Consider the following 25,355-nt stretch of genomic DNA (forward strand, 5'->3'; position numbering starts at 1 on the left):
CACCGCTGGTTCCTGGCGTTCGCCGGGACGTCCCCGACACGTACCGGGATGACAGGTGACAGGTAACGGACCGGGGCTAGGCTGTGTCGATATGGGAGCACAGTCATCCGCAGCGCTAGGAACATGGCAAGCTGCCGCGCAGGGGGTTTCGTTGTCCGGCTCGTCCTTCGCAGCAGATGATCCCGGCGTGGTCGACCTGTTCGCGGTGCTCGCCTACGGTGAGATCTCCGCGTTCTACCGGCTGGCCGAGGAGGCCAAGCTGTCGCCGACGCTGCGCGGCAAGGTGGCCGTCGCGAAGATGGCCGCCGCCGAGATGCGGCACTTCGAAACCCTGGAGTCCGCACTGGCCGAACGCGGCGTCGACATTTTCGATGCAATGGCGCCGTTCGTGCGTGCCCTCGATGCCTACCACGACTCCACCGACCCCTCGACCTGGCTCGAGTCGATGGTGAAGTTCTATGTCGGTGACGGTATCGCCGCCGACTTCTACACCGAGATCGCCGGTGCCCTGTCTCCCGAGGTCGCCGCCGTGGTCCGGGATGTGCTCGCCGAGACCAGCCACTCCGAATTCGTGGTCGACGAGGTGCGCCGCGCGGTCGCGACCAGCCGCTCCGAGCGCGACCGGCTGACCCTGTGGGGTCGACGCCTGCTCGGTGAGGCGATCACCCAGGCGCAGTACGTGATGGCCCAGCGTGACGAACTCACCGAACTGGTGCTCAGCGCGACCGGTGACCTCAACGGCATCGCCGCGCTGTTCGAGCGCATGCAGGCCAGCCATGCCGAGCGCATGGCCGTGCTGGGAATCTGATTTCTTACTCGTTCACCGCGCGGACCAGTCGCAGGCCGGGGGATTGCGCCTGCGTCTGGTCGGTGAGCCAGACGACGATGCTCTGATCGCGGTCGCCGTTGAGGGTTTCGAACGGGATATCGATGTGTCCGTGCACCGGGTGGTCGAAGCGCAGTGTGCCGGAGATCAGATCGTCGATATGCTGCGGTTGCCAACGGCTTTCGAATTCCGGATGCGCGAGCAGTGCGGTGATCAGTTCGAGTAGGCGGTCCTCGCCGGGCCAGCGCATGGTCGCGCGGCGCAGTGCGGCCGAGAAGCTGTCGGCCACCTCGTCCCAGTTGCGCAGCACCTGCTTGGCGCGCGGGTGGGTGAAGGTGAACCAGGCCAGGTTCACGGCTTCGGGATTATCGAGCAGCCCAAGAGGTTTCGCGATGTCCTCCCACGCCGGATTCCAGCCGAGCACATTGAGCCGTCGCCCGAGCACGAAGGCCGGGGTCGGATGCAGTGCGCGCACGATGGTCTCGATCGCGGGGGTCGGCTGCTCCGCAACGGATTCAGTGGTGGGGCAGCGGGATTCGCTACTGGACGTGACGGCCAGCCAGCCGAAGTGGTGGCGATCCCTACCCTCGATCCGCAGCGCCTGCGCGAGCGCATCGATGACCGCCCCCGAAGGGTTGGTATCGCGACCCTGCTCCAGCCGGGCCAGATAGTCGGCGCTCACCCCGGCGCGCACCGCGACCTCTTCACGACGCAGTCCCGGGGTCCTGCGGCGGCCGCCCTCGGGTAGTCCCACGTCCGACGGCCGCAATTGAGCGCGGCGCGCGACGAGATACTCCGCGAAGGGGTTCGGTGCCATGCGTTTCATCGTGCCCTGTCCTGGAATGGTTATCCCCGCCCTACCGGGTCCAGGATAACGGCGGTCTGGTTAACGGACCACGGTCCGGTCATGGTCTATGGCATGACATCTTCTACTGAATCCAGCACCACCGCGCTCGTCCCGGGTTCCTGGACCCTGGACGCGATGCACTCCCAGGTCGAATTCACCATCCGCCACCTGGGCATCTCCAAGGTCCGCGGCCGTTTCAACAAGTTCGAGACCGAGTTCGTCGTCGACGACAAGGGCTTGGCCACCCTCGGCGCCACCATTTACCTCGACTCCTTCGACACCGGTAATGCCGATCGCGACAACCACGTGCGGACCGCCGACTTCCTCGATGTCGCCAACCGCCCCACCCTGTCCTTCCGTGCCGTCGAGCCGGTCCAGATCGCCGAATCGTTCGCGGTCGAGGGTGAGGCCACCCTCGGCGGGATCACCAAGCCGGTCACCCTCGAGGTGGAGTGGGGCGGTGTGCAGGTATTCGCCGGGACCGGCGACCGGCACGCGGGTTTCTCCGCGACCGGCACCATCAAGCGCACCGACTTCGGCGTCGGCGGGCCGCTGCCCGGCATGCTCAGCGATACGGTCAAGGTCGAACTCGAAATCCAGCTCATCGAGCCCAAGTAATCTTCGCGACGCGGGAGGGGCGGCGTTCGCGACAGGCGAACGCCACCCGCGTGCTCGGTCGGCAGGGCTGTCGGATCTCCGACATGACCACTGATTTCGCAGGTACATGGGTAACTTATCGGGTACGCCCAGAGCTGGGCGGTCGCACGACCGCCGGTCGCCGACGTGGATTTCGTGGCTCTTAGTGGGGCGCTGAATACCCGGGGAGGCGGGGGAGCATTAGCCTTGATTTCGACAGCACACAGGACTCTAGGTTCGGAGGTTGGCCGTGGAGGTCAAGATCGGTATTTCGGATAGCCCGCGCGAGCTCGTGATCAATAGCGGGCAGACCCCGGACGAGGTCGAGGCGCTGGTGTCCGGTGCGCTGAGCGGCGAGGGCGGCGTCGTCGCGCTCACCGACGAGAAAGGTCGCAAGTTCCTGATCCAGGCCTCGAAGGTCGCCTACGTCGAGATCGGCGCCGCCACCGGCGGTCGCGTCGGCTTCGCCGCCGTCTGAGCCGAACCGCGCCGCGACAGACAAGAGCCCCCGCACTCGGGTCAGTGCGGGGGCTCTGGCGTCTCGTCCGAGTTGTCGGCTCAGTTGATCGGGTGCAGCGGTACGTGCGACAGACCGCCCCAGGCCAGTGCGACGGTCGTATCGACCGCCTCTTCCTTCGGGATCGGCCGATCCGCCTCCAGCCAGTACCGCGCGGTGAACTGGCTGGTGCCGACCAGTCCGACCGCGAGAATCCGGGCCCGATAGGGGTCCAAGCCGGAATCGTGGGCGACCAGATCGAAGACCGCGTCAACACAGGCCTCGGTGGCCTGCTCGACCCGGCGCTGCACCTGCGGCTCGCTGATCAGATCGGATTCGAAAACCAATCGGAAGCCCTGCATTTCGTTATCGACGAAATCGAAGTAGGCCTGCACGGCGGCACGTACGCGCTGGCGGTTGTCGGTGGTCGAGCGCAGTGCCTGGCGCACACTCGACACCAGCATGTCGACGTAGTTCTGTAGCACCGCCAAGTAGAGTTCGAGCTTGCTGGCGAAGTGCTGATACAGCACCGGCTTGCTCACTCCGGCGCACTGTGAGATCTCATCCATGCCAGCGGCGTGGTAGCCGCGTTGCACGAAGACCTCACTGGCCGCCGCGAGTAGCTGTTGACGACGCTCGTCGCGCGGAAGCCGGGTACCGCGCTTGGTCGGCGCCATGGCATCGGACGACGTTCTGCGAGACGTCATCCGGTCCACGAGGTCAGTCATTTCGGCTCTCCCAGTCGATGCCCCGGCAATATGGGGTTGTGCACCGGGTATCCAATGAACGATACCCGGTCGTAGCTCACATGCGGTTGCGGGCTGGAGATCGAGCCCACTCGGTGAGATATGTCGCACCCTGTTCGGCCCCGTCGAGTGCCCCGGCTCAGCGGTATTGCCCCTTGTGAGACTCTGGTGAGTGTGACCCCGAGCGTTAACGGGCACCAAGCTAACGATTCCGGCCCGCCGAATATTTCCGGCGGCGGGCGAGATGCGCACCGCCCCGCTGGCTCCGACGCGTCCGGTTCCGTAGTCTCGGGCTCTGTGGAAAGGCCGGACCCCGAGGTGAGCACTGGGGCAGCCGCCGGAAATGGTGCTGCTGCCCGAGACCTCGCGGAGGTCCGCGACGACTGGTCGTCCAGACCCGGGGCGGCGCGGCGGGATGAGAACGGTGTCGAGATCTACGATCCGCTCGGCCTGCACGGACCGCCCGTCGATCGCTCCCATCAGCCGCTACGGGCGCGCTGGGATCCCACCGCCGCCGACGAGAATCGTTCGCGTTCACCGAGACCGGAGCGCGACGCCAAGAAACAGAGCGCGCTCGGTCGCTTCGTCCGCACCTATGGTTGGCGTGCCTACGCCCTGCCCGTGCTGTTCGTGGTCACCGTGCTGGTGATCGTCGACGCGGTGCGCGCCGGCACCGATCCCGCGAATATCGCAGGCGGCGCACCAGGATTCGGACGGCTGAGTCCGCACGCGGCCTCCGCTGGCATCATCGGCGCACCGCCGGGCGACGGCCACTTCCCGACGAACCTGCCGACCGGCGCGCTGCCCGACGGCGGACCGTTCACCGAAACCGGTACGGGCACATGGCATGTGGTGCCGGGGAACACCGCACAGACGGGTACCGGATCGGAATTCCAATTCAAGTACACCGTCGAAATCGAGAACGGCGTCGACACTTCCGGATTCGGCGGGGACGAATCCGTGGCCAAGATGGTCGACAGCACACTGAGCAATCCGAAAAGCTGGGCGCACGACAGCAAATTCGCCTTCCGGCGCATCGATCGGGGCGAGCCGGACTTCCGCATCTCGCTGGCCTCTCGCGAATCCTCGCGCAAGGCATGCGGTTTCGATATTCCGATCGACTCCTCGTGCTTCAACGCCGACCTGCGCCGGGTGGTGCTCTCGGAAGTTCGCTGGGTGCGCGGTGCGTTGGCCTTCGAGGGCGATATCGGGTCCTACCGGCAGTACCAGGTCAACCACGAGGTCGGCCACGCCATCGGCTATCACCAGCATCAGCCGTGCGAGACCGATGGTGGGCTGGCGCCGGTGATGATGCAGCAGACCTTCGGCACCAAGAACAACGACATCGCTGCGCTCGACCCCGACGGCGTGGTCCCGATGGACGGCAAACGCTGCCGCTTCAACCCGTGGCCCTACCCCCGCGGATGAGCTGTGTTGGATTTGCCGCGCCTTTGGCGCGGCGGGTTCGCGGCCCCCTTGGTCTCGCGTCCGAGCCGTCGAGACTCGCGACTTCGTCGCATGCGCTTCGACGGCTCGGACGCGAGACGGGCCGCGAACGTCGCTCGTAAGACTCGCTCCGTCGTGGTTGCTGAGGTGCGGATCGTCAGTACCCGGTGTACTGCGGCACAGTTGGTCGAGACTTGTGACTTCGTCGTATGCGCCTCGACGGCTCGGACGTGAGACGGGGCGCGAACTCCTCGCTCGTAAGTCGCTCCGTGGTGGTCACCAGGGATGGGTCGGTCGGGCTGGAAATGTCCCGCACAGCGGCGTGGTGGGGTCGTGCGGGGCGGTTGCGGGGCTCGGTTGGTGATGCGAGACCATAGTTGGGAAGAACGGTCCGGTTGTCGGTGTTGATTTAGTAGGCGCTGAACCACCACAGTGCGATCGGCCAACTGATTCGAGGAGTCCAGGACGTGTCATCACCGAAGTCCCTGCCGCCGCTGGTCGAGCCGGCCGCGGAGCTGACCAAGGACGAGATCGCCCGCTATAGCCGTCATTTGATCATTCCGGATCTCGGCGTCGACGGGCAGAAGCGTCTGAAGAACGCCAAGGTGCTGGTGATCGGTGCTGGCGGCCTCGGATCGCCCGCGCTGCTCTACCTGGCCGCCGCCGGTGTCGGCACACTGGGCATTGTCGAATTCGACGAGGTCGACGCCTCCAATCTGCAGCGCCAGATCATCCACGGTGAATCCGATATCGGTCGCCCGAAGGCCGACAGCGCACGCGATTCCATCCTCGAGATCAACTCCGGCATCGACGTCCGGCTGCACAAGATCCGCTTGGAGCCAGAGAATGCCGTCGAACTGTTCGCCGAGTACGACCTGATTGTCGACGGCACCGATAACTTCGCCACCCGCTACCTGGTCAACGACGCCGCGGTGTTGGCGGGCAAGCCATACGTCTGGGGCTCCATCTACCGCTTCGAAGGCCAGGTCTCGGTCTTCTGGGAGGACGCACCCGACGGCCGCGGCATCAACTACCGCGATCTCTACCCGGAGGCCCCGCCGCCGGGCATGGTGCCGTCCTGCGCCGAGGGCGGCGTACTCGGCGTGCTGTGCGCCTCCATCGGTTCGATCATGGTGACCGAGGCGATCAAGCTGATCACCGGCATCGGCGAGCCGCTGCTCGGTCGTTTGATGGTCTACGACGCACTGGATATGAACTACCGGACCATCAAGCTGCGCCGCGATCCGGAACGTCAGCCGATCACCGAACTGATCGACTACGAGGCGTTCTGCGGTGTGGTCTCCGAAGAGGGCCAAGCCGCGGCCGCGGGTTCGACGATCACCGCGCGCGAACTCAAGGAGCTCATCGACGCGGGCAAGGAGATCGAGCTCATCGACGTTCGCGAACCCGTCGAATGGGACATCGTGCATATCGAGGGTGCCAAGTTGATCCCCAAGGATCGCTTCCTCTCCGGTGAAGCGCTCTCGGATCTGCCGCAGAACCGCCCGATCGTGTTGCACTGCAAGACCGGTGTCCGCTCGGCCGAGGTGCTCGCCGTGCTCAAGAACGCGGGTTTCTCCGACGCCACGCATGTACAGGGCGGCATCGTCGCCTGGGCCAATCAGGTCGACAAGTCACTGCCGGTTTACTGACGACCAGCGTGCCCGGGCCGGAGTTTTCGCTCGCAACGTAACCACCACGGAGCGAGCGACGTCCGCGGTCCGGCTTGCGTCCGAGCGGCCGAAGCGCATGCGACGTAGTCGCGAGTCTCGGCCGCGCCGCCAGCGACTGCTTGCAGGTCGCTCGAAAGGGTCGGACGCAAGCCATCGGGGGGCCGCGGACACGCCGCGGCGGAGCCGCGGCAAGTTCAACACAGCCGGTACCGTACGGCCGTGACTTCTGTGGAACCCCCCGAGCACGTGCGCGCCACGTTCGGTCTGCGTGAAGTGACCCCGGTTTCCCTGGGAGACTGGGACGGCGGCTGGCGCCTCGGTGATGTGGTGCTGAGTCCGGTCGCCGACCATGCCAGGGCGGCATGGTCGGCGAAGGTCCGCGAAAACCTGAAGGTGGACGGCCTGCGCCTGGCCCGCCCCGTCCGTGCCACCGATGGCCGGTATGTGGTATCCGGTTGGCGCGCAGACACCTACCTGGAGGGTGTGCCGGAGCCGCGCCACGACGAGGTCGTCTCGGTATCGCTTCGACTACATCAGGCCACCGCCCAACTCGAACGCCCGCGCTTCCTGGTCCAGCCCCCGGTCTCGCCGTGGGTGGATGTGGATGTGTTCGTCGCCGCCGACCGCGCCGCCTGGGAGGCGGTGCCGCTGCGCAGTCTGCGCTCGGGTGCGATACCGCCCGCGACCTCGCCGGACGGTCAGCGCAGTATGGAACTCATCGGCCAATTGGCGACGCTGCGCAAACCGGTCCAAACGCCCGCCCAACTGGTCCACGGGGATCTGTTCGGCACCGTTCTGTTCGCCGGAGTTTTCACACCCGGTCTCACCGATATCACCCCCTACTGGCGACCAGCACCTTGGGCCGCCGGTGTCATCGTCATCGACGCACTCGCCTGGGGCGGCGCCGACGACGGTCTACTCGAGCGCTGGTCCGATCTCCCCGAGTGGCCGCAAATGTTGTTGCGCGCGGTCATGTTTCGGCTTGCGGTGCATGCACTGCATCCCCGTTCGACACCGGACGCCTTCCCCGGGCTGGCGCGGACCGCGGATATGGTTCGGTTGATGCTGTGAGTTTCGTCCCGTGCGCACGGGCACCCGGACACCCCGGCCGGCGGGGTGCGCTGCGGCGGTTGCGTATGCTCTGACGACCGCCGCGAGCTGGCGGGTTTCTTACTTGCTCGGCGGGCCGCCGGATGCTGTGCGGTTGCCTGTGTTCTGATGGCTCTGCAACCGGTTCCGGTGATGCCGGAATGGAACCAGATCGGCCCCTCGTGGAGCCAGCGTGAGCGTTGTGCCCGTGCTAATTTGACGTTCGTGGACGCGGTGGTGACCGGCGCGCCTGCGATATGGGGTGAGGACGGCGGCAGGTGAGAATCCAACCGAGACAACAGATTCTGGATATCTGGCGGGCCATGCTCGCCGCATGCTGGGATGGCAGGGACTGGCATTGGGGCGGTCGAACCGACGCCAATTCTATCAGCGATTCCGAGCAGTTGCTCTGCCTGCTGTATCCGGCCACGGAGATCGATATCTTCGCGCTGGACAATCCCGATCGTATGGAGAACGACGTCAGTTCGGTCCTCGAGCCGCTCGGCGGTCCGAAGCAGATCGGGAGCTTCGTCGTCTGGCTGCTCGAGCGCTATATCGAGCAGAACACCCGCGACGACGGGCAGCCGAGCTTTTCCGCCGGCAGCTATCTGCGCTCCGCTGACCAGCGTGAACCCAATGCCGCGCAGCGCGGCATCGAGGTCGTCGACTCCTACTCGATGGCCCTGACCCTCTGCATGGCCGGCTTGCGCTTCCTGCGCGCCTTCCGCGGCTGGGCGCGGCCGGGGGAGCTGACCCAGCGGATCGATGCGCTCGCCGAGCAGCTCAGTGTGCGCCTCACCGCGGCCATGACCGGACTGGTCCGCAGCTTCGTCGTCAATACGGTGAAGCCGAAATCCCGTGAAGGACAGGCGATCCTGGGGATGTTGAACCAGACCGGCGAGCCCGAGCAGGCCATGGTCGACGGTGTGCGGCGCAGTCTGGAACGGGTGCGGTCGCGGCTGCGCAGTGACGTCACCCTCGGTCAGGAGGAATCGGTCAAGGAGCTCGAGGACGAGAACCTGCTCTTCGAATGCGGGTGGAGTTGGGGTGTGGTGCTCGACGCTACCGAGGTCGACTTCGTCGAGGCGCAGATCGCGAGTCAGAAGGGCATCGCCGATCCCCGCCCGTACCTCTATTTCACCGTCGTCGCGCTGGACGGCATCAATGACCTCGTCTCGCCGCGCACCGGTGAGCTGGGTCTGCTCAACGAGAAACAGCATAGGCTCGCCCAGGCGCTGCGCACCCGCTGGGAACTGACCCAGCGCTATTGGTCGACGGTCGCGCGCTTCGGCTCCGGCAGTTGGCCGCTGGAGGATATTCCGTGGCGCACTTCCGACGATGAGCAGTCGGATTACTTCAGTCTCATCGTATCCGCCGTGCTGATCCAGGACTTGGTCGCCCGCACCGCCTCCGATGACGACTTGACAAGGGCCGTGGCCATTTTCGACGAGTTGGCCGGTCGCGGCCGGATCATCCGCCGGTCGATGCGTGAGGATCCGGCGGTGGCGCTGCACAACCCGGGTGTCCGGCTGACGCTGCAGGGTAGCGAGGTCGATCACGGGCCGATACTGCAGTGGGAGGTTTCGGACTTCTCGGTGGTGCTGCTCAAGCGCATGCTGCAAGCCGCAAGGCTTTCCAACAATGTCGCCGCTCGCGACAAACTGATGGAATTGTCCAAATCGGTAATGGAACACCTGGATCGGCGCATGCTCCGGGCCGGTGCCCCTGGGCTGTGGGACGATCCGGCGGGTGCCTTCGGCGAGAACGGCGATGTCGCGGTCACCAAGCCGTCCTGGTATATGACCGAACGAGTCATCGAATGTCTGGTCGCCGCGGACCGGACCTACCGCGAACCGCCGCCCAACTGGCCGGATCTACAGGCCGTCGCGCGGGTTATGTTGAACACCGCCGAACACCGGTTCGACCAGGAAATGCTCGGTGTCAGTATCGATGACACCTCGGGCAACCGGGCCGCGCTGGATCGCGTGGAAGACCACATCGATCAGGCCAGGCAGCTGGTGCGGGAGGATTCGGCGACCACTTTCGTGCACGCGCTCGACGCGCTGCGTGAACTCGACCGGCTGGCCGCCGCCCGCCGCGATGCGACAAGGAACCCCTGAGCGCATGATCGTGTTCGCGACCTCCGACAAGGGCGGCACCGGTCGTTCGGTGACCAGCTGCAATCTCGCCTACCGGATGTGTGTCCGGGGTAAGCGGGTCGTCTATCTGGATTTCGATTTCGGCTCCCCGACCGCGGGGGCGCTGTTCGAGATCAGTGGTGTGGAGCGCGGCATCTCCAGTGGCGACGGCCTGCATTCTTATTTGCTCGGAAAGACGGATGTCCCCGCCCGGATCGACGTGCGGGACAACACTGATCGCCGAGAATTGCGCAAGATGCGCACGCGAACCGGCAAGCTTTTCCTGCTGCCCGGGGATGCGGGTGGCGCGGAGTTCACCAAGATAGATGACCGCGCCCTGGGCAACTGCGCCAAGCTACTGCTCGAACTCGATCAGGACTTCGACGTCTGCATTGTCGATCTCAGCGCAGGGCGCTCGGTGGCGATGGAAATCGCGCTGAAGGCAACGGCTTTGCCCCAGCTCGCGGCAAGGACGGTGCGCTGGTTGGTATTTCATCGCTGGACCCGCCAGCACATCATCGCCGCGCACGGTCTGGTTCGCGGCCGGTACGGACTGCTCGATTGCGGTGCAGACGTCGGGCACGATTCCGAGGCGCTGCTGGACAACGTCCGGTACGTGCGCACCGCGGTTCCACAACTGAACGAGGCAACCGAATCCCCTGGGCCACAGGCGGCTTGGCTGCACCAGCAGGATTCCATGTTGCGACGACTGGCCTCGACGAACAAGGTCGGAGCGAGCGCCATGCTCGGCGAGACCCCGGTCGAGCCGGTACTGCAATGGCGCGAACAGTTGATCCTCGATATCGACGTGCAGAAGGAAATCGCCAATAAGGCGACCGTCGAGGCCTTCGACACGCTCGCCGATCGCGTGCTCGATCCCGCGACCTGGCGCCGAATCTGAATCGACGGAACTCGAGAACACCATCCTGGAAAGGGATTTCGAGCACATGGAGCATGCCGCAGGCTACAGCGAGGCGACCGAGCATGCGCGCGTCGCCAAGGTGCCGCTGTCCCATGTGTCGATCGAGGTCGGGCATTTCTATATGCACGATCTGGCCAATGGTGAGGCCAAGATTCGCGCGCAGTTCCGCCGGATCGTGCCGCTCGTTACCGCATTCACCGAGGCCGCCAAAATCGAATTCGGTCCGCGTGCCAGGGTGAGCACCTGCTTTCTGGTCGACGACTATTTCCGATCCGATACCAATCCGGGCGAAATCCTCGACACATTGCTGCGCAATGCCGACGAATGCGGGCTGACCATCGACTATTTGGCGCGCGAGGCAGGCTGCTGGGCGGTTCCGGCCGCCGAATACGGCGCGGTGAGCGTGCCCCGGATCGAGCTGGCCGAGCTGGTCCGCGCCCGCATCGTGGCCGAGCCGCCCGAGGGCGCGAACGGCCGCAGGCCGCCGACCGCGGAATCCGGCTGGCTCTGTAATGGCCGCCGGGCCTCCGATGATCAGTCGGAGCAGGCCATGCACGATGAGCCGTATGAGCCGCCCGAGGAGTTCGGACGGCGCGAGCACTCGATTTTCCTCGATGTCGAGATGTGGAGTAAGCAGACCCGAAAGGTGAACGGGCGCAAGGAAGTCTTCACCAAATGGTCCTGCCCGTATCTGGCCTCCATCTGGCAATTGCTGCGACTGGGCATGCTGCGCTTCGACGGTATGCCGGTGGCCGAGCCGCAGCCGTGGGATCCGGATACGCCCTGGCCGGATAGTTGGTGGGAGATGCCAACGGTGGTCCAGCTGAATCCGCGGGCCAAACCTTTTGCCGCATATCGGTCACTTTCGCTGCTACCGCAGCGATATCTGGGTATCGAGCATGCGGTGCGGGTAATACTCGACCACATCCAACTCGACGACGAGGTGGTCGATCAGATCGTCGACCGGGGCAAGGAGGAGGGAATCGACGTATCGCGCAAGGTGACCGAACGCCTCACCCATTTCCTGCTGGACGGATCCTGACGTGAACGAACCGAATGATTCGCCCGCGCGCCGGGTACGCATGCCGCGCTCGACGCCGCACCCGAGTCAGCGGCGCCGCGGCCGGGCCGTGCGTCTGCTGGTGCGCAGTGGCGCGGCGCAGACCAGGACGCCCGTCGGCCCGCTCATTGTGTTCGGTGAGGTCGATACCTGCCTGCTGCCCGCGGCCACGCCGCTGTCCCGCGGTGATCTCGAGGAACTGCTCGAGCTCGTGCCGGGCCGTCCGATGCTGTGGTGGGAACGGCCGATGTCGCTCGCGGTCTCGCCGACCACCGCGGAGGGCGTGGATTGCCGGTTGGCCGCCCCCTCGCATGCCGATGTGCGGGCGATCGGCACGGTGGCCACCCATGCGGTCGTGGTCGGTGGACGGGTGCTGCAGAGTTCGGCACGGACCAGAGTCGTTCGAGCCGCGAGCGATCAGCGCCGGACGTGGTCGCATTATCTGAGCCAGGTCGGCGTGTCCGAGGTGATCACCAAGGTCACCGCGGAAACCGGTGCCCGGTTGGCCGAGGGCTTCCTGGTCGCCGGACCGTCGCCGGTGGGCACCCTCGATCTGGCGTCGATCGCGAATCGGCTGCTCGGCCGCATCCGGATGGACCACCGGCTGGACCAGAACGCGCCGGTGCAATCGGGAACGACCAGGCTGCGCTGGGCGGCGCGGATCGGCGATCCGGCGCAGCCGGTGGTGGGGTTCCGGTTGCAGAACGATACGGTCCGCACCGCGTTGATCACCGTGCGCACCGAGGCGGAACTGGCCGAGGTGCAGCGGTTCTGTGAGGATCTCGCGGTACACGATTGGCTGTTGACGGTCACCGCCGCGGCGCTGGAGCAATCCGATCTGTTCGCGCCGGGCAGTGCGGAGTCGATGGCGGTGCTCGCCCCGGTCCTGCACCATCTGGCGCATCTGTGGGTGCCCGGCGCGCACACACCCGCGGCGCTGCGCGGGCTGTGGACGCAGCTGCACACCGATCCGGATTTCACCGCGGGACGTCGGGCATTGATCGACCAACTGCACAATCGGGTGCTGGTGGCGACGTTGGATGCGGTGCGGCGCACCAGGATCGGCACCGAGGACTACAGCCCGGACTAGCCGGCGCGGCTGCATCAGATCCGGAACCATCGCCGGACCAGCAGGGCGAAGAACAGCGAATTGAGCACCAGCCCGGAATAGGCCTCGATGATCAGGAGTGTGCGTCCGGCGCCCCTGATGTTGTCGAGGTCGCCGAGGCCGAGCGGGTTCAGGTAGTTGATCAGGCACATGTGCAGTGCGGTCGGGATCGACTGGCTGTCGGTTGCCCACAGTGCGACGGTGCCGATGAGCAGGACGGCGGCGATCCAGCCGAGTAGCCGGAACGGCCGAAAACCATAGCCGCACAGCCATTCCAGGGTCCAATGCGGAATCCGCCGCCAGACCGGATACACGGCGCGACAGCGGGCTTGCGCCAAGGCGTGTCCGCAGCGGTCCTGTGCCTCGAAGTCCTCCTCCAAACGGTGCAGTCCCACAGCGCGTTTGAAGGCCAGCACGGCATGTTGGGGCAGGTCGGCGGCGATCAGCGCACGACCGAGATGCTCATAGGTTTCGCCGATTCGAATGTTCTGGGTGCGGCTCAGCCGCCGCGGTCCGCGGAATTCGACCTCGGCGGCGAGCAGAGCCGTCAATGTCGGCAGCGGTCCGTCGCCGTCCACGGCGGGCTGCTGCGCCGCCGCGTAGATATGGGAGAAGACCAGGCTGTCGCCGGGCTGGGAAATCTTGACCGGGTCGTAGTCGAGCTCCAATGTCTCGACGTGGGTGTTGAGGGAGTCGAGTAGCCGCTGCTCGGACCCGGCCCCGGCCTGTTGGAAGTAGCCGACGATCTCGCCCGCATACCGGTCGGCGTGCCGATCGATCAGCATGGTCATCGAATTGACCGCAGGTGGTAGTTGGGATAGGCCCGCGTAATCGGTCATCGTGTTCCCCCGGGTGCAGCCGTCGCTCTCGACGTGATATCCACCATACCAACGTGATTCGACTATCAATCGGGTGTGGGACCGCCTTTACGCCAGCGCTTGTCATTCGGTCCGGGGACCGGAGTGTTGTTCGGACGGTGTTCGATGCTGTGCACCAACACGTCTCGAGGTTCGCCAGCGCCGAAGTAGCGCTGTTCGTGTCCGGCCCAACGGAATCCCGCGTTCTTATACAGATCGACCACGCGCTGATCGGTCGGCCGGACCGTGATGTACACCGAATCCGCCTGTGCTGTCCGGCAACTCGTTACCGCCCGGTCCAGCAGCGCCCGGCCGACGCCGCGGTTGCGGTATCGCGGCGCGACCGCGAGACCCATTACCCAGCCGCGCCGCCGGGTGCCGACGCCGACGAGCGCGTAACCACGCACTCTGCCGCCGATTTCGGCCACCACCCATTCGGATCCGTGCAGGTCGAACAGCTGTCGCAGCATCACGTACGGATAGCACAGGTCGCCGAAGTGTTCCCGCTCCAGCGCGGCGATATCGTCGAGATCCGCCAGCGTCGCGGTCCGGAACACCGGTTCCCCCGCCCCCTTGGAATTATCCAATGCTCACCTCTCCCGGTGTGAGTCTGCTTTCCAGCGTAAAGTGCTGGCGCGGTTCGGGAGTGGGAATGCCGGAGGACTTGGGCTGACGCCGGGGGCGAGATGCCGAATGCCGCGCCGGGGGACCTTTCCCGGCGCGGCATTCGGGTCTATCCGATGGCGCGGCTGCCGGCCCGGAGGGGGTCGGGGGCAGCCGCGCCGGGCCTGCCGATCGGGGGTTCCGGCCGAAAGGCGGGCGGTGCGGGCGGTTACACGTTGGCGTGGGCCAGCGAGGGCATGCGGGCCACGGCGAACGAGGACCGCAGGTAGAAGAACCAGGTGACCGCGGCCATCACCAGGAAGGCTCCGGAGTAGGCCCAGAATGCGGGGTTCATGCTGTGGAAGTTGATGTTGGACAAGCGAAGTGCCTGCTGCAGCAGATAGCCGCCAGAGGCGCCGATCGCGCCGATGACACCGATCGCGGCACCGGCCTGGCGCTTGGCCGAGGCCGTGGCCTCGGTGAGGTCGAGGCCGTGTTCGGAGGCGTACTTCTTGGCTTCGGCGTTGAAGATGGACGGGATCATCCGGTAGGTCGAACCGTTGCCGATGCCGGTCAGGATGAACAGCACCAGGAATGCGATCAGGTAGAGCGGGAAGCTCTTCGCCTCGAGTCCGGCCATGATCAGCACACATGCGATGGCCATGCCGCTGAACACGTAGACGGTGATCTTGGCGCCGCCGACCTTATCGGAGATCCAGCCGCCGAACGGACGGCTGAACGAGCCGACCAGCGCGCCGAGGAAGGCCAGGTTGCCGAGTGTGGTGATCCAGCCGATCTTGGCCAGATCCGGGAAGTTGGCCTTGATCAGCGTCGGGAAGGCGAAGGAGAAGCCGATGAACGAACCGAAGGTGCCGATGTAGAGGAACGACATCACCCAAGTGTGCTTATTGGTCAGCGCCAGCTTGTAGGACTTCCCGTCGGCCTTGGCCGTGCCGATGCTGTCCATGTAGCGCAGTGCGCCGACGAGGGCGACCAGGATGAACGGGATCCAGACCAGCACCGACAGCGTGATGCCGAAGCGGTAGCCCGCCGCATCCTTGGCCATGATGTGCGTGCCGAGGGTGATCAGCAGCGGCAGCACCAACTGGGTCTGCGCGACACCGAGGTTGCCACCGGCGGCGTTGATGCCAAGGGCCGCACCCTTTTTCCCTTCCGGGAAGAAGAACGAGATGTTGGCCATCGAGGACGAGAAGTTACCGCCGCCGAAACCGGCCAGCGCGGCCAGGATCATGAACACCCACATGGGGGTGCCGGGGTGGTTGACGAAGTAGGCGAGGCCGAGTGTCGGGATGAGCAGCATGGCCGCACTGAACGCCGTGAACGCGCGCCCGCCGAACTTCGGAATGGCGAAGGTGTACGGAATGCGCAGTGCCGCACCGACAAGCGTCGGGGTCGAGGTCAGCAGCAGGGCGTTGCTGACCGCGGTCGGGTTGCCCTTGCCGAGTCCGGCGAGGAAATCGAAACCCGCCAGGCCCATGCTGGTCACCACGGTGCCCCAGATGACCCATACGCTGAAGCCGAGATTCTCGGCGAAGACGGAGAAGAGTAGGTTCTTGCGAGCGGTGAGTTTGCCGCCCGATTCCCAGAATTCGGTGTTGTCCGGCTCCCAATGATCCAACCAGCGGCCCTTTTTCTGATGGGTGAATGCTGGGGTGTCGGACTGCTGGCCGGTGGCAGCTACTGCGGCAGTCATCGGCTTCCTCTCGATCTGGCTCGGTGGGTTCGCCGAGCTACGGTCGAGACAAAGGTAGGAGCCGGTTGTTGCGTGTGAATGGCGCTCCGTGACGTTCCCGGCAAATCCGACTCACACATCGGGACGACGCTTGGTGACCTGTTGGTTACCTGGCGATCGGGTGCGGCACCGGTCGGATCTTTTCGGTCATTCGACCAGGAATCTAGCGGTCGGGATATTCCGCGATGAGCGAGCCGAGGAAGCACCGCGCGGCCTGGGCGGCCTGCTCCGGATCGCCATCGATGACGGCCTGCACCAATTCATTGTGCTCGGCATCGTAGGCGTCGTCGGATTTCGCGGTCCGCGCCCGGATCCCCTGCTCGATAATGGGCAGCAGCGAATCGTAGAACTCGAGATATACCGCGTTGTGGCTGGCGACGACGATCGCGCGGTGCAATTCCACATCGGCTTCGATGGCCGCGAGATTGTGTTCGTCCCAACGCTGTTGGCTGCGTTCCTCCAGGAGCCGTCGCAGATTCGCGATATCGCCCTCGTCGCGGCGGCGCGCGGCCAGTGCGGCGGCGGTGGTGTCCAGGGCCATGCGCAGCTCCAGGACATCGCGTTCCTCCGCGTCGGCGAAGTACTTCGCGAGCGTGCCACCGACCTCCGATGCGGCGATGACATAGGTGCCCGAGCCTTGGCGACGTTCCAGCATCCCGGCGTGGACGAGGGCTTGAACCGCCTCACGAACCGTATTTCGACCGGTTCCGGTGAGCTCGGTGAGCTCTGGTTCAGTGGGGATACGGGAGCCGATCGGCCAACGGCCGGAACGAATTTCGGCACGCAGCTGCTCGGTTACCTGGGCAATGAGGCTGGTCCGCCGGACGGGTTGCACGGCAACAGAGTACCGCCCATCACAAATTCTTGCCTCCTATCATCGGGTCATCCTATGATTTCGCAGTGACTGCGACCCTCTCCGAAACCACGACCAGCCCGGAATACGTCCGGGTCGAGCGGCGTAAACGCGCTCTGACGGAAGGGCGCCTGCTCGTCCTCGCCGCCATTGTGGTGTCCGCGCTCACCCTTCGGGTCGCCGTCACCGCGTTCTCTCCGCTCGCCGAGCGCATCGGCGCCGATATCGGGTACTCGACGGCCGTTGTCGGTGTCTTCGGCATGATCCCGACCCTGATGTTCGCGGTGTCGGGTCTGCTCACCCCGCTCTTCGTGCGCAGGCTCGGGCTGGAGCGCACCGCGCTGGTCGCGATGGTGCTGGCCGGACTCGGCATGCTGATCCGGGCGCTGGTCGGCGGCACCGCCGAACTGCTCATCTTCTCCGCGCTGGCCCTCGGCGGTATGGGCATCGGCAATGTGGTGATCCCGCCGCTGGTCAAGCGGTACTTCCCGGATCGGCTCGCGCTGGTCAGCTCGCTGTACATCACCATGGTCCAGCTCGGCACCGTGGTGCCCGCGCTGATCGCCGTGCCCGTCGCCGAAGCGCACGGCTGGCGGATTTCGCTGGGACTGTGGGCAATACTCGGCTTCGCGGCCGCGCTACCGTGGATCGGTGTGCTGCGGGACCGCCGGGGCCGCGATCGCGTCGACAGCACCGGTCTGCCGCCGCGGACCACGGAGCCCAAGGGCAAAGTGTGGCGTTCGCCGGTGGCCTGGGGCATGGCCGGCATGTTCGGTATGACCTCACTGACTACCTACTCGATGTTCACCTGGCTGCCGAAGATCCTGTCCGAGGCGGGCGCGAGCGCCGGATACGGCGGGACCATGGTTGGCGTGTTCGCGCTGGTCGGTCTGGTGTCCGCGTTCACCGCGCCGACGATCGTCGCGCGGTTCCGCAATCCCTTTCCCTTCGTAGTCGGGTGTGCCGTCTTCTTTTTCACCGCGTTCGCCGGACTGCTGATCGCGCCGATGACCGCGACGTTGCTGTGGGTCGTGCTGCTCGGCCTGGGCCCGAGCACCTTCCCGATGGCGTTGACACTGATCAATATGCGCACCAGAACTCCGCAGGGCTCGGCTTCGCTGTCGGGCTTCACTCAGGGTGTCGGCTATGCGGTGGCCTGCATCGGTCCGGTGCTGTTCGGCGTGCTGCACAGCGCGACCGACGGCTGGGCCGCGCCGTTCGCGATGCTCGTCGTCGCGGTGCTGGTGCTACTGGCCGGTGCCTGGCAGGCATGCAAGCCGCGCATGCTCGAAGACACCTGGAAGTAATAGCGCCGTCCCGGATCTCACTGCTCGAGTTGCACCGCTGTGCGATGGCGAGCATTCTGGGCGTGACCGATCCCACCGTGACAACGGATTTCGTAAGGACACGGGTAACTCGTCAAATATGCCGCCGGCCCGTGGCGGGACAGTAGCGGCACTCACGACCGGCATCAGGTCCGGGGAGGCGGGGGCGCACGTCACACCTCACCGGCCATTGATTTCGAGGTCGGCTGTTCGTGACGTGCGGAAACCGTTGTGTCACATGCCTGAAACATTTCGTTGAAACTCACCCGGCATTCCCGGTAATCGTGAGCAACCGTTGATTTGACGGTCATTTGGGGCAGCATTTCGGCAATACCTGTTTCCTACCGTGGGGCTAACCGATTTTGGGAGGCCCCTGTTGAGCACGCTGACGCGTAACCACAACATCGAGCATTGGGATGCCGAAGATGTCGCGGCCTGGGAGGCCGGTGGCAAGGACATCGCCAAGCGCAACCTGGTGTGGTCTGTTTTCGCAGAGCATGTCGGTTTCTCGGTGTGGTCCATCTGGTCGGTCATGGTGCTGTTCATGCCCACCGATAAGTTCGGCATCGATCCGGCGGGCAAGTTCTTCCTGGTCGCCATGCCGACCCTGGTCGGCGCGGTGCTGCGGATTCCGTACACCGTCGCCACGGCGCGTTTCGGCGGCCGCAACTGGACCATCTTCAGCGCGCTGCTGCTGCTCATTCCGACGCTGCTCACGCTGTACTTCATCAACCAGCCCGGCACCTCGTACACGACCTTCCTGGTCGTTGCGGCATTCGCCGGTTTCGGTGGCGGCAACTTCGCCTCCTCGATGACCAATATCAATGCCTTCTACCCGCAGCGGTTGAAGGGGTGGGCGCTCGGTCTGAACGCGGGCGGCGGCAATATCGGCGTGCCCGTCGTCCAGTTGGTCGGTCTGCTCGTCATCGCCACCCTCGGCAACACCCACGCCTCGCTGATCTGCGCGATCTACCTCGTGCTCGTGGCCATGGCGGGTATCGGCGCCGCGCTCTACATGGACAACCTGAAGAACCAGAAGGCCGATCTCTCCTACATGATCACGGCGCTCAAGGTGCCGCAGTCCTGGGCGATCGCGTTCCTCTACATCGGCACCTTCGGTTCGTTCATCGGCTACAGCTTCGCCTTCGGCCAGGTGCTGCAGATCAGCTTCAAGGCCGGTGGTGCCACCGTCGCGCAGGCCGCCCTGCACGCCGCGCAGATCGCGTTCATCGGTCCGCTGCTCGGCTCGCTGGCCCGCCCCTATGGCGGCAAGTGGGCCGACCGGATCGGCGGCAGCCGCGTCGCCATGTACACCTTTGCCGCGATGACCGCGGCCGCGGTGCTGGTGGCCGTGGCGAGCGCAGCAGGCGATCGCAGCGGCGGCGTACCGAGCGGTGCGGCGATGGTCGCGCTGGTGATCGGATTCATCGCGCTGTTCGTGGTGTCGGGTATCGGCAACGGTGCGGTCACCAAGATCATCCCGTCGGTCTTCGACGCCAAATCCAAGAGCCTGGACGCGAGTCCGACCGCCCGGGCCGCGTGGTCGCAGAACACCTCCGGCGCGCTCATCGGCTTCGTCGGCGCGATCGGTGCGCTCGGCGGCGTCGCGATCAACCTGGTGCTGCGCTCCTCCTACGCCTCGACCAAATCGGCGACCACCGCGTTCTGGGTCTTCATGGCCTTCTACGTGGCCTGCGCCGCGGTGACCTGGATGGTGTTCCTGCGCCGCCCGCGCGTCGCGATCGATTCCGAGGTCGTCGCCGAGGCCGAGGCCCTCGTGCTCGAAGCCGAATCCGTCGGTACCACGTCCCAGTCCGCCAGCCCGTCGGCCCGAGCCTGACGCCGAACCATCAACGGAGGACAGTCATGAACTCGACAGTCGACCCCGCCCAGCGCAAGACCGCCGTGGTCGTCGGCCACGGCATGGTCGGGCACCGATTCGTGGAGGCGTTGCGGTCCCGGGACGAGGCCGGTCAGTGGCAGGTGATCATCCTCAGCGAGGAAAAGCTGCCCGCCTACGACCGCGTCGGACTCTCGTCGTACGTCGGCAACTGGGATGCCAGTGAGCTCGCACTGCCCGGCAACGAGTACGCCGGTGACGAACTGGTCGAGCTGCGGCTGGGCCAAGCCGCGCAGACCATCGACCGGGAGGCCCGCAAGGTCACCACGTCGGCGGGCGACACCATCGCCTACGACTCGCTGGTGCTGGCGACCGGCTCGTACCCATTTGTGCCGCCGGTGCCGGGCCACGATCTGCCGGAGTGCTTCGTCTACCGGACCATCGATGACCTCGACGGCATCCGGGCGGCGGCCGCCGCGGCGGGACCCGGTGCGGTCGGCGTTGTCGTCGGCGGTGGTCTGCTCGGCCTGGAGGCGGCCAACGCGCTGCGACTGCTCGGCATGACACCGCATGTGGTGGAGTACAACGCCCGCCTGATGCCCGCTCAGATCGATGAGGGCGGCGGCGCCATCCTGGAGAAGCTGGTCACCGACCTCGGACTGTCCGTGCACACCGGTGTCGGCACCGCGTCGATCGAAACCGTCGCCGAGGCGAATTCGGCTGAGCGCCTGAAGGTTACGCTGTCCGACGAGTCGGTGATCGAGGCCGGTCTGGTGGTCTTCTCCGCCGGTGTCCGCCCGCGCGACCAGATCGCCCGCGACAGCGGTATCGAGGTCGGTCCGCGCGGCGGCATCATTACCGATCTGGGTCTACGGACCTCGGATCCGAATATCTTCGCGATCGGCGAATGCGCTGCGGTGGAAGGCGTTTGCTACGGCCTGGTTGCTCCCGGCTACACCACCGCCGAGATCGTCGCGGACCGATTGCTCGGTGGCGCCGGCGAATTCCCCGGCGCGGATATGTCGACCAAGCTGAAGCTGCTCGGCGTCGACGTGGCGAGTTTCGGTGACGCGCACGGCAGCACCGAGGGCGCGCTATCGGTGGTGCTGCACGATGCCGCCAAGGGCACCTACGCGAAACTCGTTGTCTCCGATGACGCGCAGACCCTGCTCGGCGGCATCCTGGTCGGCGATGCCACCGCGTACTCGGCGCTGCGTCCGCTGGTCGGGCGTCCGCTGCCCGCCGAGCCCGCCCAGTTGATCTCCCCGGCGGGTGCCGAACTCGGGGCCGACGCGCTACCCGACGACGCCCAGATCTGCTCCTGCAATAACGTTTCCAAGGGTGCGATCTGCGGGGCCATCGAAGAGGGCGCCTGCGATATCGCGGGCATCAAGAAGTGCACGTCCGCGGGAACCTCCTGCGGCGGTTGCGTGCCCATGCTCAAGAAGCTGCTCGAGCAGTCCGGCGTGGCGATGTCCAAGGCGCTGTGCGAGCACTTCTCGCAGTCGCGCGCCGAACTGTTCCAGATCGTCCAGGTCACCGGCATTCGCACCTTCTCCAGCCTGATCGCCAAGCATGGCACGGGCACCGGCTGCGATATCTGCAAGCCGACGGTCGCCTCCATCCTGGCCTCGACTTCGAGCGATCACATCCTCGACGGCGAACAGGCCGCACTGCAGGACACCAACGACCACTTCCTGGCCAATATGCAGAAGAACGGCACCTATTCGGTGGTGCCGCGGATGCCGGGCGGTGAGGTCACTGCGGATCAGCTGATCACCATCGGCCAGATCGCCAAGGAATTCGACCTCTACGTCAAGGTCACCGGCGGTCAGCGGATCGACCTGTTCGGCGCGCGTGTCGAACAGTTGCCGCTGATCTGGAAGCGGCTGGTGGACGTCGGCATGGAGTCCGGCCACGCCTACGGCAAGTCGCTGCGCACCGTGAAGAGCTGCGTCGGTTCCACCTGGTGCCGGTACGGCCAGCAGGATTCGGTGGGTATGGCAGTGCTGCTGGAGAAGCGCTACCGCGGATTGCGTTCGCCGCACAAGCTGAAGCTGGCCGTCTCGGGCTGCGCCAGGGAATGCGCCGAGGCCCGCGGCAAGGACGTCGGCGTCATCGCGACCGAACATGGCTGGAACCTGTACGTCGGCGGCAACGGCGGTCTGACCCCGAAGCATGCGGTGCTGCTCGCCGGTGATCTCGATGACGAGACGCTGATCAAGTACATCGACCGGTACCTGATGTTCTATGTCCGCACCGCCGACCGGCTGCAGCGCACCGCGCCGTGGCAGGAAGCGCTCGAGGGCGGCATCGACTACCTGAAGCAGGTCATCTGCGAGGACAGCCTCGGCATTGCCGACGATCTGGAGGAGGCCATGGCACAGCATGTCGCTGGCTACCGCGACGAATGGGCCGCGGTACTCGACGACGAGGAGAAGCTGTCGCGCTTCGTGTCCTTTGTCAATGCCCCCGCAGCGGCGGATCCGACCATTTCGTTCGACGAGAGCGGGGAACGGAAGGTGCCCGTGCTGTTGGGTATGCCGGAAGTTCCGGTCGCCACACGCGGGCAATAGCCGCTTAACCCCGAAGAAACAGGACGCCGGTACCAATGGGTAAGGCGTTTGGAGGATGACACCGATGACCGTGATGGATACCCCCGGCATTGCCACAGCTACCACTGTGTTTACCCACCCCGTCGGCTCCGCCGACTTGCCATCCCCCACGGGTTGGACGCAGGCGTGCCGACTCGACTACCTGATCCCCGGCCGCGGCGTCGCGGTGTTGCTGAAGGGTGGCCGTCAGGCCGCCCTGTTCCTGCTGACCGACGGCACCCTGTACGCCGTCGGCAATATCGATCCGCTCGGCCGCGCGGCAGTGATGTCGCGTGGGATCGTCGGTGATCGCGGCGGTATCCCCGTCGTGGCGTCGCCGCTGCTGAAGCAGGCGTTCTCATTGTTGGACGGGCGCTGCCTGGACGACGATTCGGCAGCGCTGCCGGTATATGCGGTGCGCGTCGACGACGGCATCGTTTCGGTTTCCAATGAGCCGGTCGATACCGGGCTCGACGCCACGGACGGTGGATCGGCATGACAACAATCGATACGGGCGCCTGTCTGGCCGGTTTCACGGTCGGCATCACCGCGGCCAGGCGGGCCGATGAGTTCGCCACGCTGCTCATCCGACGGGGTGCCGGTATCGTCGCGGCGCCCGCGATCCGGATCATTCCGCTGGCCGATGACGCCGAGCTGGAGCGGGTGACCCGCGAAATCGTCGCCGATCCACCGCAGCTGGTTGTCGCCACCACCGGCATCGGCTTCCGCGGTTGGATGGAGGCGGCCGAGGGATGGGGCATCGCCGAGGATTTGCGGACGACCCTGGCCGCGACCAGGATGCTGGCCCGCGGGCCGAAGGCGAAGGGCGCCATCCGCGCCGCCGAACTGCGCGAGGAGTGGTCCCCGGCCTCGGAATCCTCCGCGGAGGTGCTCGACCATCTGCTCGCCGAGGGCGTGGAGGGCGTACGGATCGCGGTCCAATTGCACGGCGCGACAACGGAATGGGAACCCGTACCGGACTTCTGTGAGGTATTGCGGTGTGCGGGCGCGGATGTCGTTCCGGTGCCGGTGTATCGCTGGGTGCCGCCGGATGATCAGGGGCCGATGGATCAGCTCATCGAGGCCATTGTCACCTCCAGCCTGGACTGCGTGACCTTCACCAGTGCGCCCGCCGTCGCGTCATTGTTGATGCGGGCCAAGGAAACCGGACTGCTCGAAAGTGTGCTGCACGCCCTGCGCGGCCGGGTGCTGCCCGCCTGCGTCGGGCCGATCACTGCCGCTCCGCTGGAGGAGCTGGGCGTGCCGACCTCGATGCCGGGACGAGCCCGGCTCGGTGCGCTGGCCCGGCACGTCGCCGAGGAATTGCCGCGGCGGGCCAATCGAATTCAGGCCGCCGGACATACGATCAGCGTGCGCGGTGCCTGCGTGGTAGTCGATGGTTCGGTGCGCCAGCTCGCGCCGGCGCCGATGGCTCTGATGCGGTCGCTGGCGCGTCAGCCCGGCCGGGTCGTCTCCCGGGAAGACCTGCTCGCGGCACTGCCCGGCGGCGGTGACGACACCCATGCCGTGGAAACCGCGATCGCGCGGCTGCGCGCGGGGCTCGGTACGCCGAAAGCGATTCAGACCGTGGTCAAACGGGGCTACCGACTCGCGCTGGACGCCGCGGAATGCGCCGACGACTATCCGCGCACCGTGGCCAATGGACGTCCGCCGGTGGCCGGTATCGGTACCCCGGCGCGTGCGCCGAGGTACGTCCAGACTGCGGGGAGCTGGTGACGGCTCCGGCCCTGGTCCTGGTCGCACACGGCACCAGGAGTACCAGGGGTGTGCAGATGATCGCCGCCCTCGCCGAGGCGGTGACGCGGGAGCTCGGGGGGATGGCAGTCGGCGGGGTCGGTGCGCACAGCACCGTGGCGACCTCCGAGAAGCCCTGGGTACGTACCGCTTTCGTGGACGTGCTCGGTCCATCGCCGTCCGAGGTATTGCGCGATCTGACCGATGCCACGGGGGAATCGGTTCCCGCCGTGGTGGTTCCGGCGTTCCTCGCATCCGGATATCACGTCTACCAGGATGTGCCGCGCGAGGTGGCCGAGAGCGGTCATGCCGAGGTCGCGGTCACGCCAGCGATGGGACCGGATCCGGCGTTGGCCCGCATCATGGCCATGCGGTTGCGTGCCGCCGGATGGCGGACGGGTGACGCGGTTGTTTTCGCGGCGGCCGGATCGTCGGATGCCCGTGCGCGCCAAGATGTTCGGCGTGCGGCGGCCATGCTCGCCGAGCATCTGTCGACACCCGTTGGTATCGGCTATGTCGCGACCGGAGCGCCCCGCGTGCCGGAAGTGGTTGCCGCGCTGCGTGATTCGGGTGCGAAGCGGGTCTTCATCGCCTCGTACCTGCTGGCGCACGGTCTGTTCCAGCAGCGCCTGCACGAGGCTGGTGCGGACGGCGTCGCCGAACCCATCGGCGTGCATCCGGCGGTCGTCCGGCTCATCGCCGATCGCTACCGCACCGCCGCCCGCGACCTGGTTCGTGCGGGCGAGCTGGCACCTCGGGCACAGACTCCGTAATCCCCATATCGGTGG

22 protein-coding genes are annotated in these 25,355 nt (G+C 66.0%); 16 read left to right on the forward strand and 6 right to left on the reverse strand.

The annotated features are described in order from the left end of the window. The first annotated feature begins 91 nt into the window (after positions 1-91). Positions 92-808 carry a ferritin-like fold-containing protein gene (locus ACQP1G_RS08465; protein ID WP_433200430.1) on the forward strand — a complete coding sequence of 239 codons (717 nt, stop codon included), beginning with the start codon at positions 92-94 and terminating at the stop codon, positions 806-808. A 4-nt stretch (positions 809-812) separates the two neighbouring features. Here the strand turns inward: ACQP1G_RS08465 and ACQP1G_RS08470 are convergent, their stop codons facing one another. After that, a complete protein-coding gene (locus tag ACQP1G_RS08470) occupies positions 813-1,643 on the reverse strand; it encodes a helix-turn-helix transcriptional regulator (protein ID WP_433200433.1) in 831 nt (276 codons plus the stop codon). 102 nt (positions 1,644-1,745) lie between these two features. Between ACQP1G_RS08470 and ACQP1G_RS08475 the strand changes: the two genes are divergently transcribed. Together ACQP1G_RS08475 and ACQP1G_RS08480 are read left to right on the forward strand one after the other, a co-directional pair. Next, on the forward strand, positions 1,746-2,291 hold the full coding sequence (locus ACQP1G_RS08475; RefSeq protein ID WP_433200436.1) for a YceI family protein: 546 nt from the start codon (positions 1,746-1,748) through the stop codon (positions 2,289-2,291). Positions 2,292-2,559: 268 nt separating this feature from the next. Further along, positions 2,560-2,787 (forward strand): DUF3107 domain-containing protein, encoded by a 228-nt coding sequence (locus tag ACQP1G_RS08480; protein ID WP_062984284.1) that lies wholly within the window; start codon positions 2,560-2,562, stop codon positions 2,785-2,787. A gap of 80 nt (positions 2,788-2,867) precedes the next feature. On the opposite strand, the gene ACQP1G_RS08485 is transcribed toward ACQP1G_RS08480, so the two are convergent. Beyond that, complete coding sequence (locus ACQP1G_RS08485; protein WP_433200439.1) at positions 2,868-3,533, reverse strand: TetR/AcrR family transcriptional regulator; 666 nt, start codon at positions 3,531-3,533, stop codon at positions 2,868-2,870. Between the two features lie 450 nt (positions 3,534-3,983). Here ACQP1G_RS08485 and ACQP1G_RS08490 point away from each other — a divergent pair, with 450 nt between their 5' ends. The 7 genes from ACQP1G_RS08490 (at position 3,984) to ACQP1G_RS08520 (ending at position 12,969) form a co-directional block, all read left to right on the forward strand. Continuing rightward, entirely contained in the window at positions 3,984-4,979 is a 996-nt protein-coding gene (locus ACQP1G_RS08490) for a DUF3152 domain-containing protein (protein WP_433208315.1), read from the forward strand. A 485-nt stretch (positions 4,980-5,464) separates the two neighbouring features. Next, positions 5,465-6,649 (forward strand): adenylyltransferase/sulfurtransferase MoeZ, encoded by a 1,185-nt coding sequence (moeZ, locus tag ACQP1G_RS08495; RefSeq protein ID WP_433200442.1) that lies wholly within the window; start codon positions 5,465-5,467, stop codon positions 6,647-6,649. Positions 6,650-6,889: 240 nt separating this feature from the next. Next, positions 6,890-7,741, forward strand: a complete 852-nt coding sequence (locus tag ACQP1G_RS08500) for a TIGR02569 family protein (protein WP_433200445.1) — start codon at positions 6,890-6,892, stop codon at positions 7,739-7,741. A gap of 296 nt (positions 7,742-8,037) precedes the next feature. Then, positions 8,038-9,879, forward strand: coding sequence for an SCO2524 family protein (locus ACQP1G_RS08505; RefSeq protein ID WP_433200448.1), 1,842 nt, complete (start codon positions 8,038-8,040; stop codon positions 9,877-9,879). A 4-nt stretch (positions 9,880-9,883) separates the two neighbouring features. Further along, the gene (locus tag ACQP1G_RS08510; RefSeq protein WP_433200451.1) at positions 9,884-10,798 is read left to right on the forward strand and encodes an SCO2523 family variant P-loop protein; all 915 of its coding nucleotides are present in this window, start codon (positions 9,884-9,886) and stop codon (positions 10,796-10,798) included. A 46-nt stretch (positions 10,799-10,844) separates the two neighbouring features. Beyond that, a complete protein-coding gene (locus ACQP1G_RS08515) occupies positions 10,845-11,861 on the forward strand; it encodes an SCO2522 family protein (protein WP_433200454.1) in 1,017 nt (338 codons plus the stop codon). Position 11,862: 1 nt separating this feature from the next. Beyond that, positions 11,863-12,969, forward strand: coding sequence for an SCO2521 family protein (locus ACQP1G_RS08520; RefSeq protein WP_433200457.1), 1,107 nt, complete (start codon positions 11,863-11,865; stop codon positions 12,967-12,969). Between the two features lie 14 nt (positions 12,970-12,983). Here the strand turns inward: ACQP1G_RS08520 and ACQP1G_RS08525 are convergent, their stop codons facing one another. The 4 genes from ACQP1G_RS08525 to ACQP1G_RS08540 form a co-directional block, all read right to left on the reverse strand. Then, positions 12,984-13,826: a hypothetical protein gene (locus tag ACQP1G_RS08525; protein ID WP_433200460.1), complete on the reverse strand. Its 843-nt coding sequence runs from the start codon at positions 13,824-13,826 to the stop codon at positions 12,984-12,986. Between the two features lie 65 nt (positions 13,827-13,891). Further along, positions 13,892-14,431, reverse strand: a complete 540-nt coding sequence (locus tag ACQP1G_RS08530) for a GNAT family N-acetyltransferase (RefSeq protein WP_433200463.1) — start codon at positions 14,429-14,431, stop codon at positions 13,892-13,894. 245 nt (positions 14,432-14,676) lie between these two features. Beyond that, a complete protein-coding gene (locus tag ACQP1G_RS08535; RefSeq protein WP_433200466.1) occupies positions 14,677-16,161 on the reverse strand; it encodes an MFS transporter in 1,485 nt (494 codons plus the stop codon). Positions 16,162-16,363: 202 nt separating this feature from the next. Continuing rightward, positions 16,364-17,035 carry a FadR/GntR family transcriptional regulator gene (locus ACQP1G_RS08540; protein WP_433200469.1) on the reverse strand — a complete coding sequence of 224 codons (672 nt, stop codon included), beginning with the start codon at positions 17,033-17,035 and terminating at the stop codon, positions 16,364-16,366. A 65-nt stretch (positions 17,036-17,100) separates the two neighbouring features. On the opposite strand from ACQP1G_RS08540, the gene ACQP1G_RS08545 reads away from it, so the two are divergent. The 6 genes from ACQP1G_RS08545 to ACQP1G_RS08570 all read left to right on the forward strand — a co-directional run bounded on the left by ACQP1G_RS08545 (position 17,101) and on the right by ACQP1G_RS08570 (position 25,340). Next, on the forward strand, positions 17,101-18,360 hold the full coding sequence (locus ACQP1G_RS08545; RefSeq protein ID WP_433200472.1) for an MFS transporter: 1,260 nt from the start codon (positions 17,101-17,103) through the stop codon (positions 18,358-18,360). Positions 18,361-18,751: 391 nt separating this feature from the next. Then, entirely contained in the window at positions 18,752-20,218 is a 1,467-nt protein-coding gene (locus ACQP1G_RS08550; RefSeq protein ID WP_433208318.1) for a nitrate/nitrite transporter, read from the forward strand. A gap of 26 nt (positions 20,219-20,244) precedes the next feature. Then, complete coding sequence (nirB, locus tag ACQP1G_RS08555; protein WP_433200475.1) at positions 20,245-22,794, forward strand: nitrite reductase large subunit NirB; 2,550 nt, start codon at positions 20,245-20,247, stop codon at positions 22,792-22,794. A gap of 64 nt (positions 22,795-22,858) precedes the next feature. Continuing rightward, positions 22,859-23,311 carry a nitrite reductase small subunit NirD gene (gene nirD, locus ACQP1G_RS08560; RefSeq protein ID WP_433200478.1) on the forward strand — a complete coding sequence of 151 codons (453 nt, stop codon included), beginning with the start codon at positions 22,859-22,861 and terminating at the stop codon, positions 23,309-23,311. Beyond that, positions 23,308-24,549: a uroporphyrinogen-III synthase gene (locus tag ACQP1G_RS08565; RefSeq protein ID WP_433200481.1), complete on the forward strand. Its 1,242-nt coding sequence runs from the start codon at positions 23,308-23,310 to the stop codon at positions 24,547-24,549. The genes nirD and ACQP1G_RS08565 overlap by 4 nt, the downstream gene beginning before the upstream one ends. Beyond that, a complete protein-coding gene (locus tag ACQP1G_RS08570) occupies positions 24,546-25,340 on the forward strand; it encodes a sirohydrochlorin chelatase (RefSeq protein ID WP_433200484.1) in 795 nt (264 codons plus the stop codon). Before ACQP1G_RS08565 ends, ACQP1G_RS08570 begins: the two co-directional genes overlap by 4 nt. Positions 25,341-25,355: the final 15 nt, after the last annotated feature.

Source organism: Nocardia sp. CA-107356 (assembly GCF_050946365.1).
Lineage (GTDB): Bacteria > Actinomycetota > Actinomycetes > Mycobacteriales > Mycobacteriaceae > Nocardia.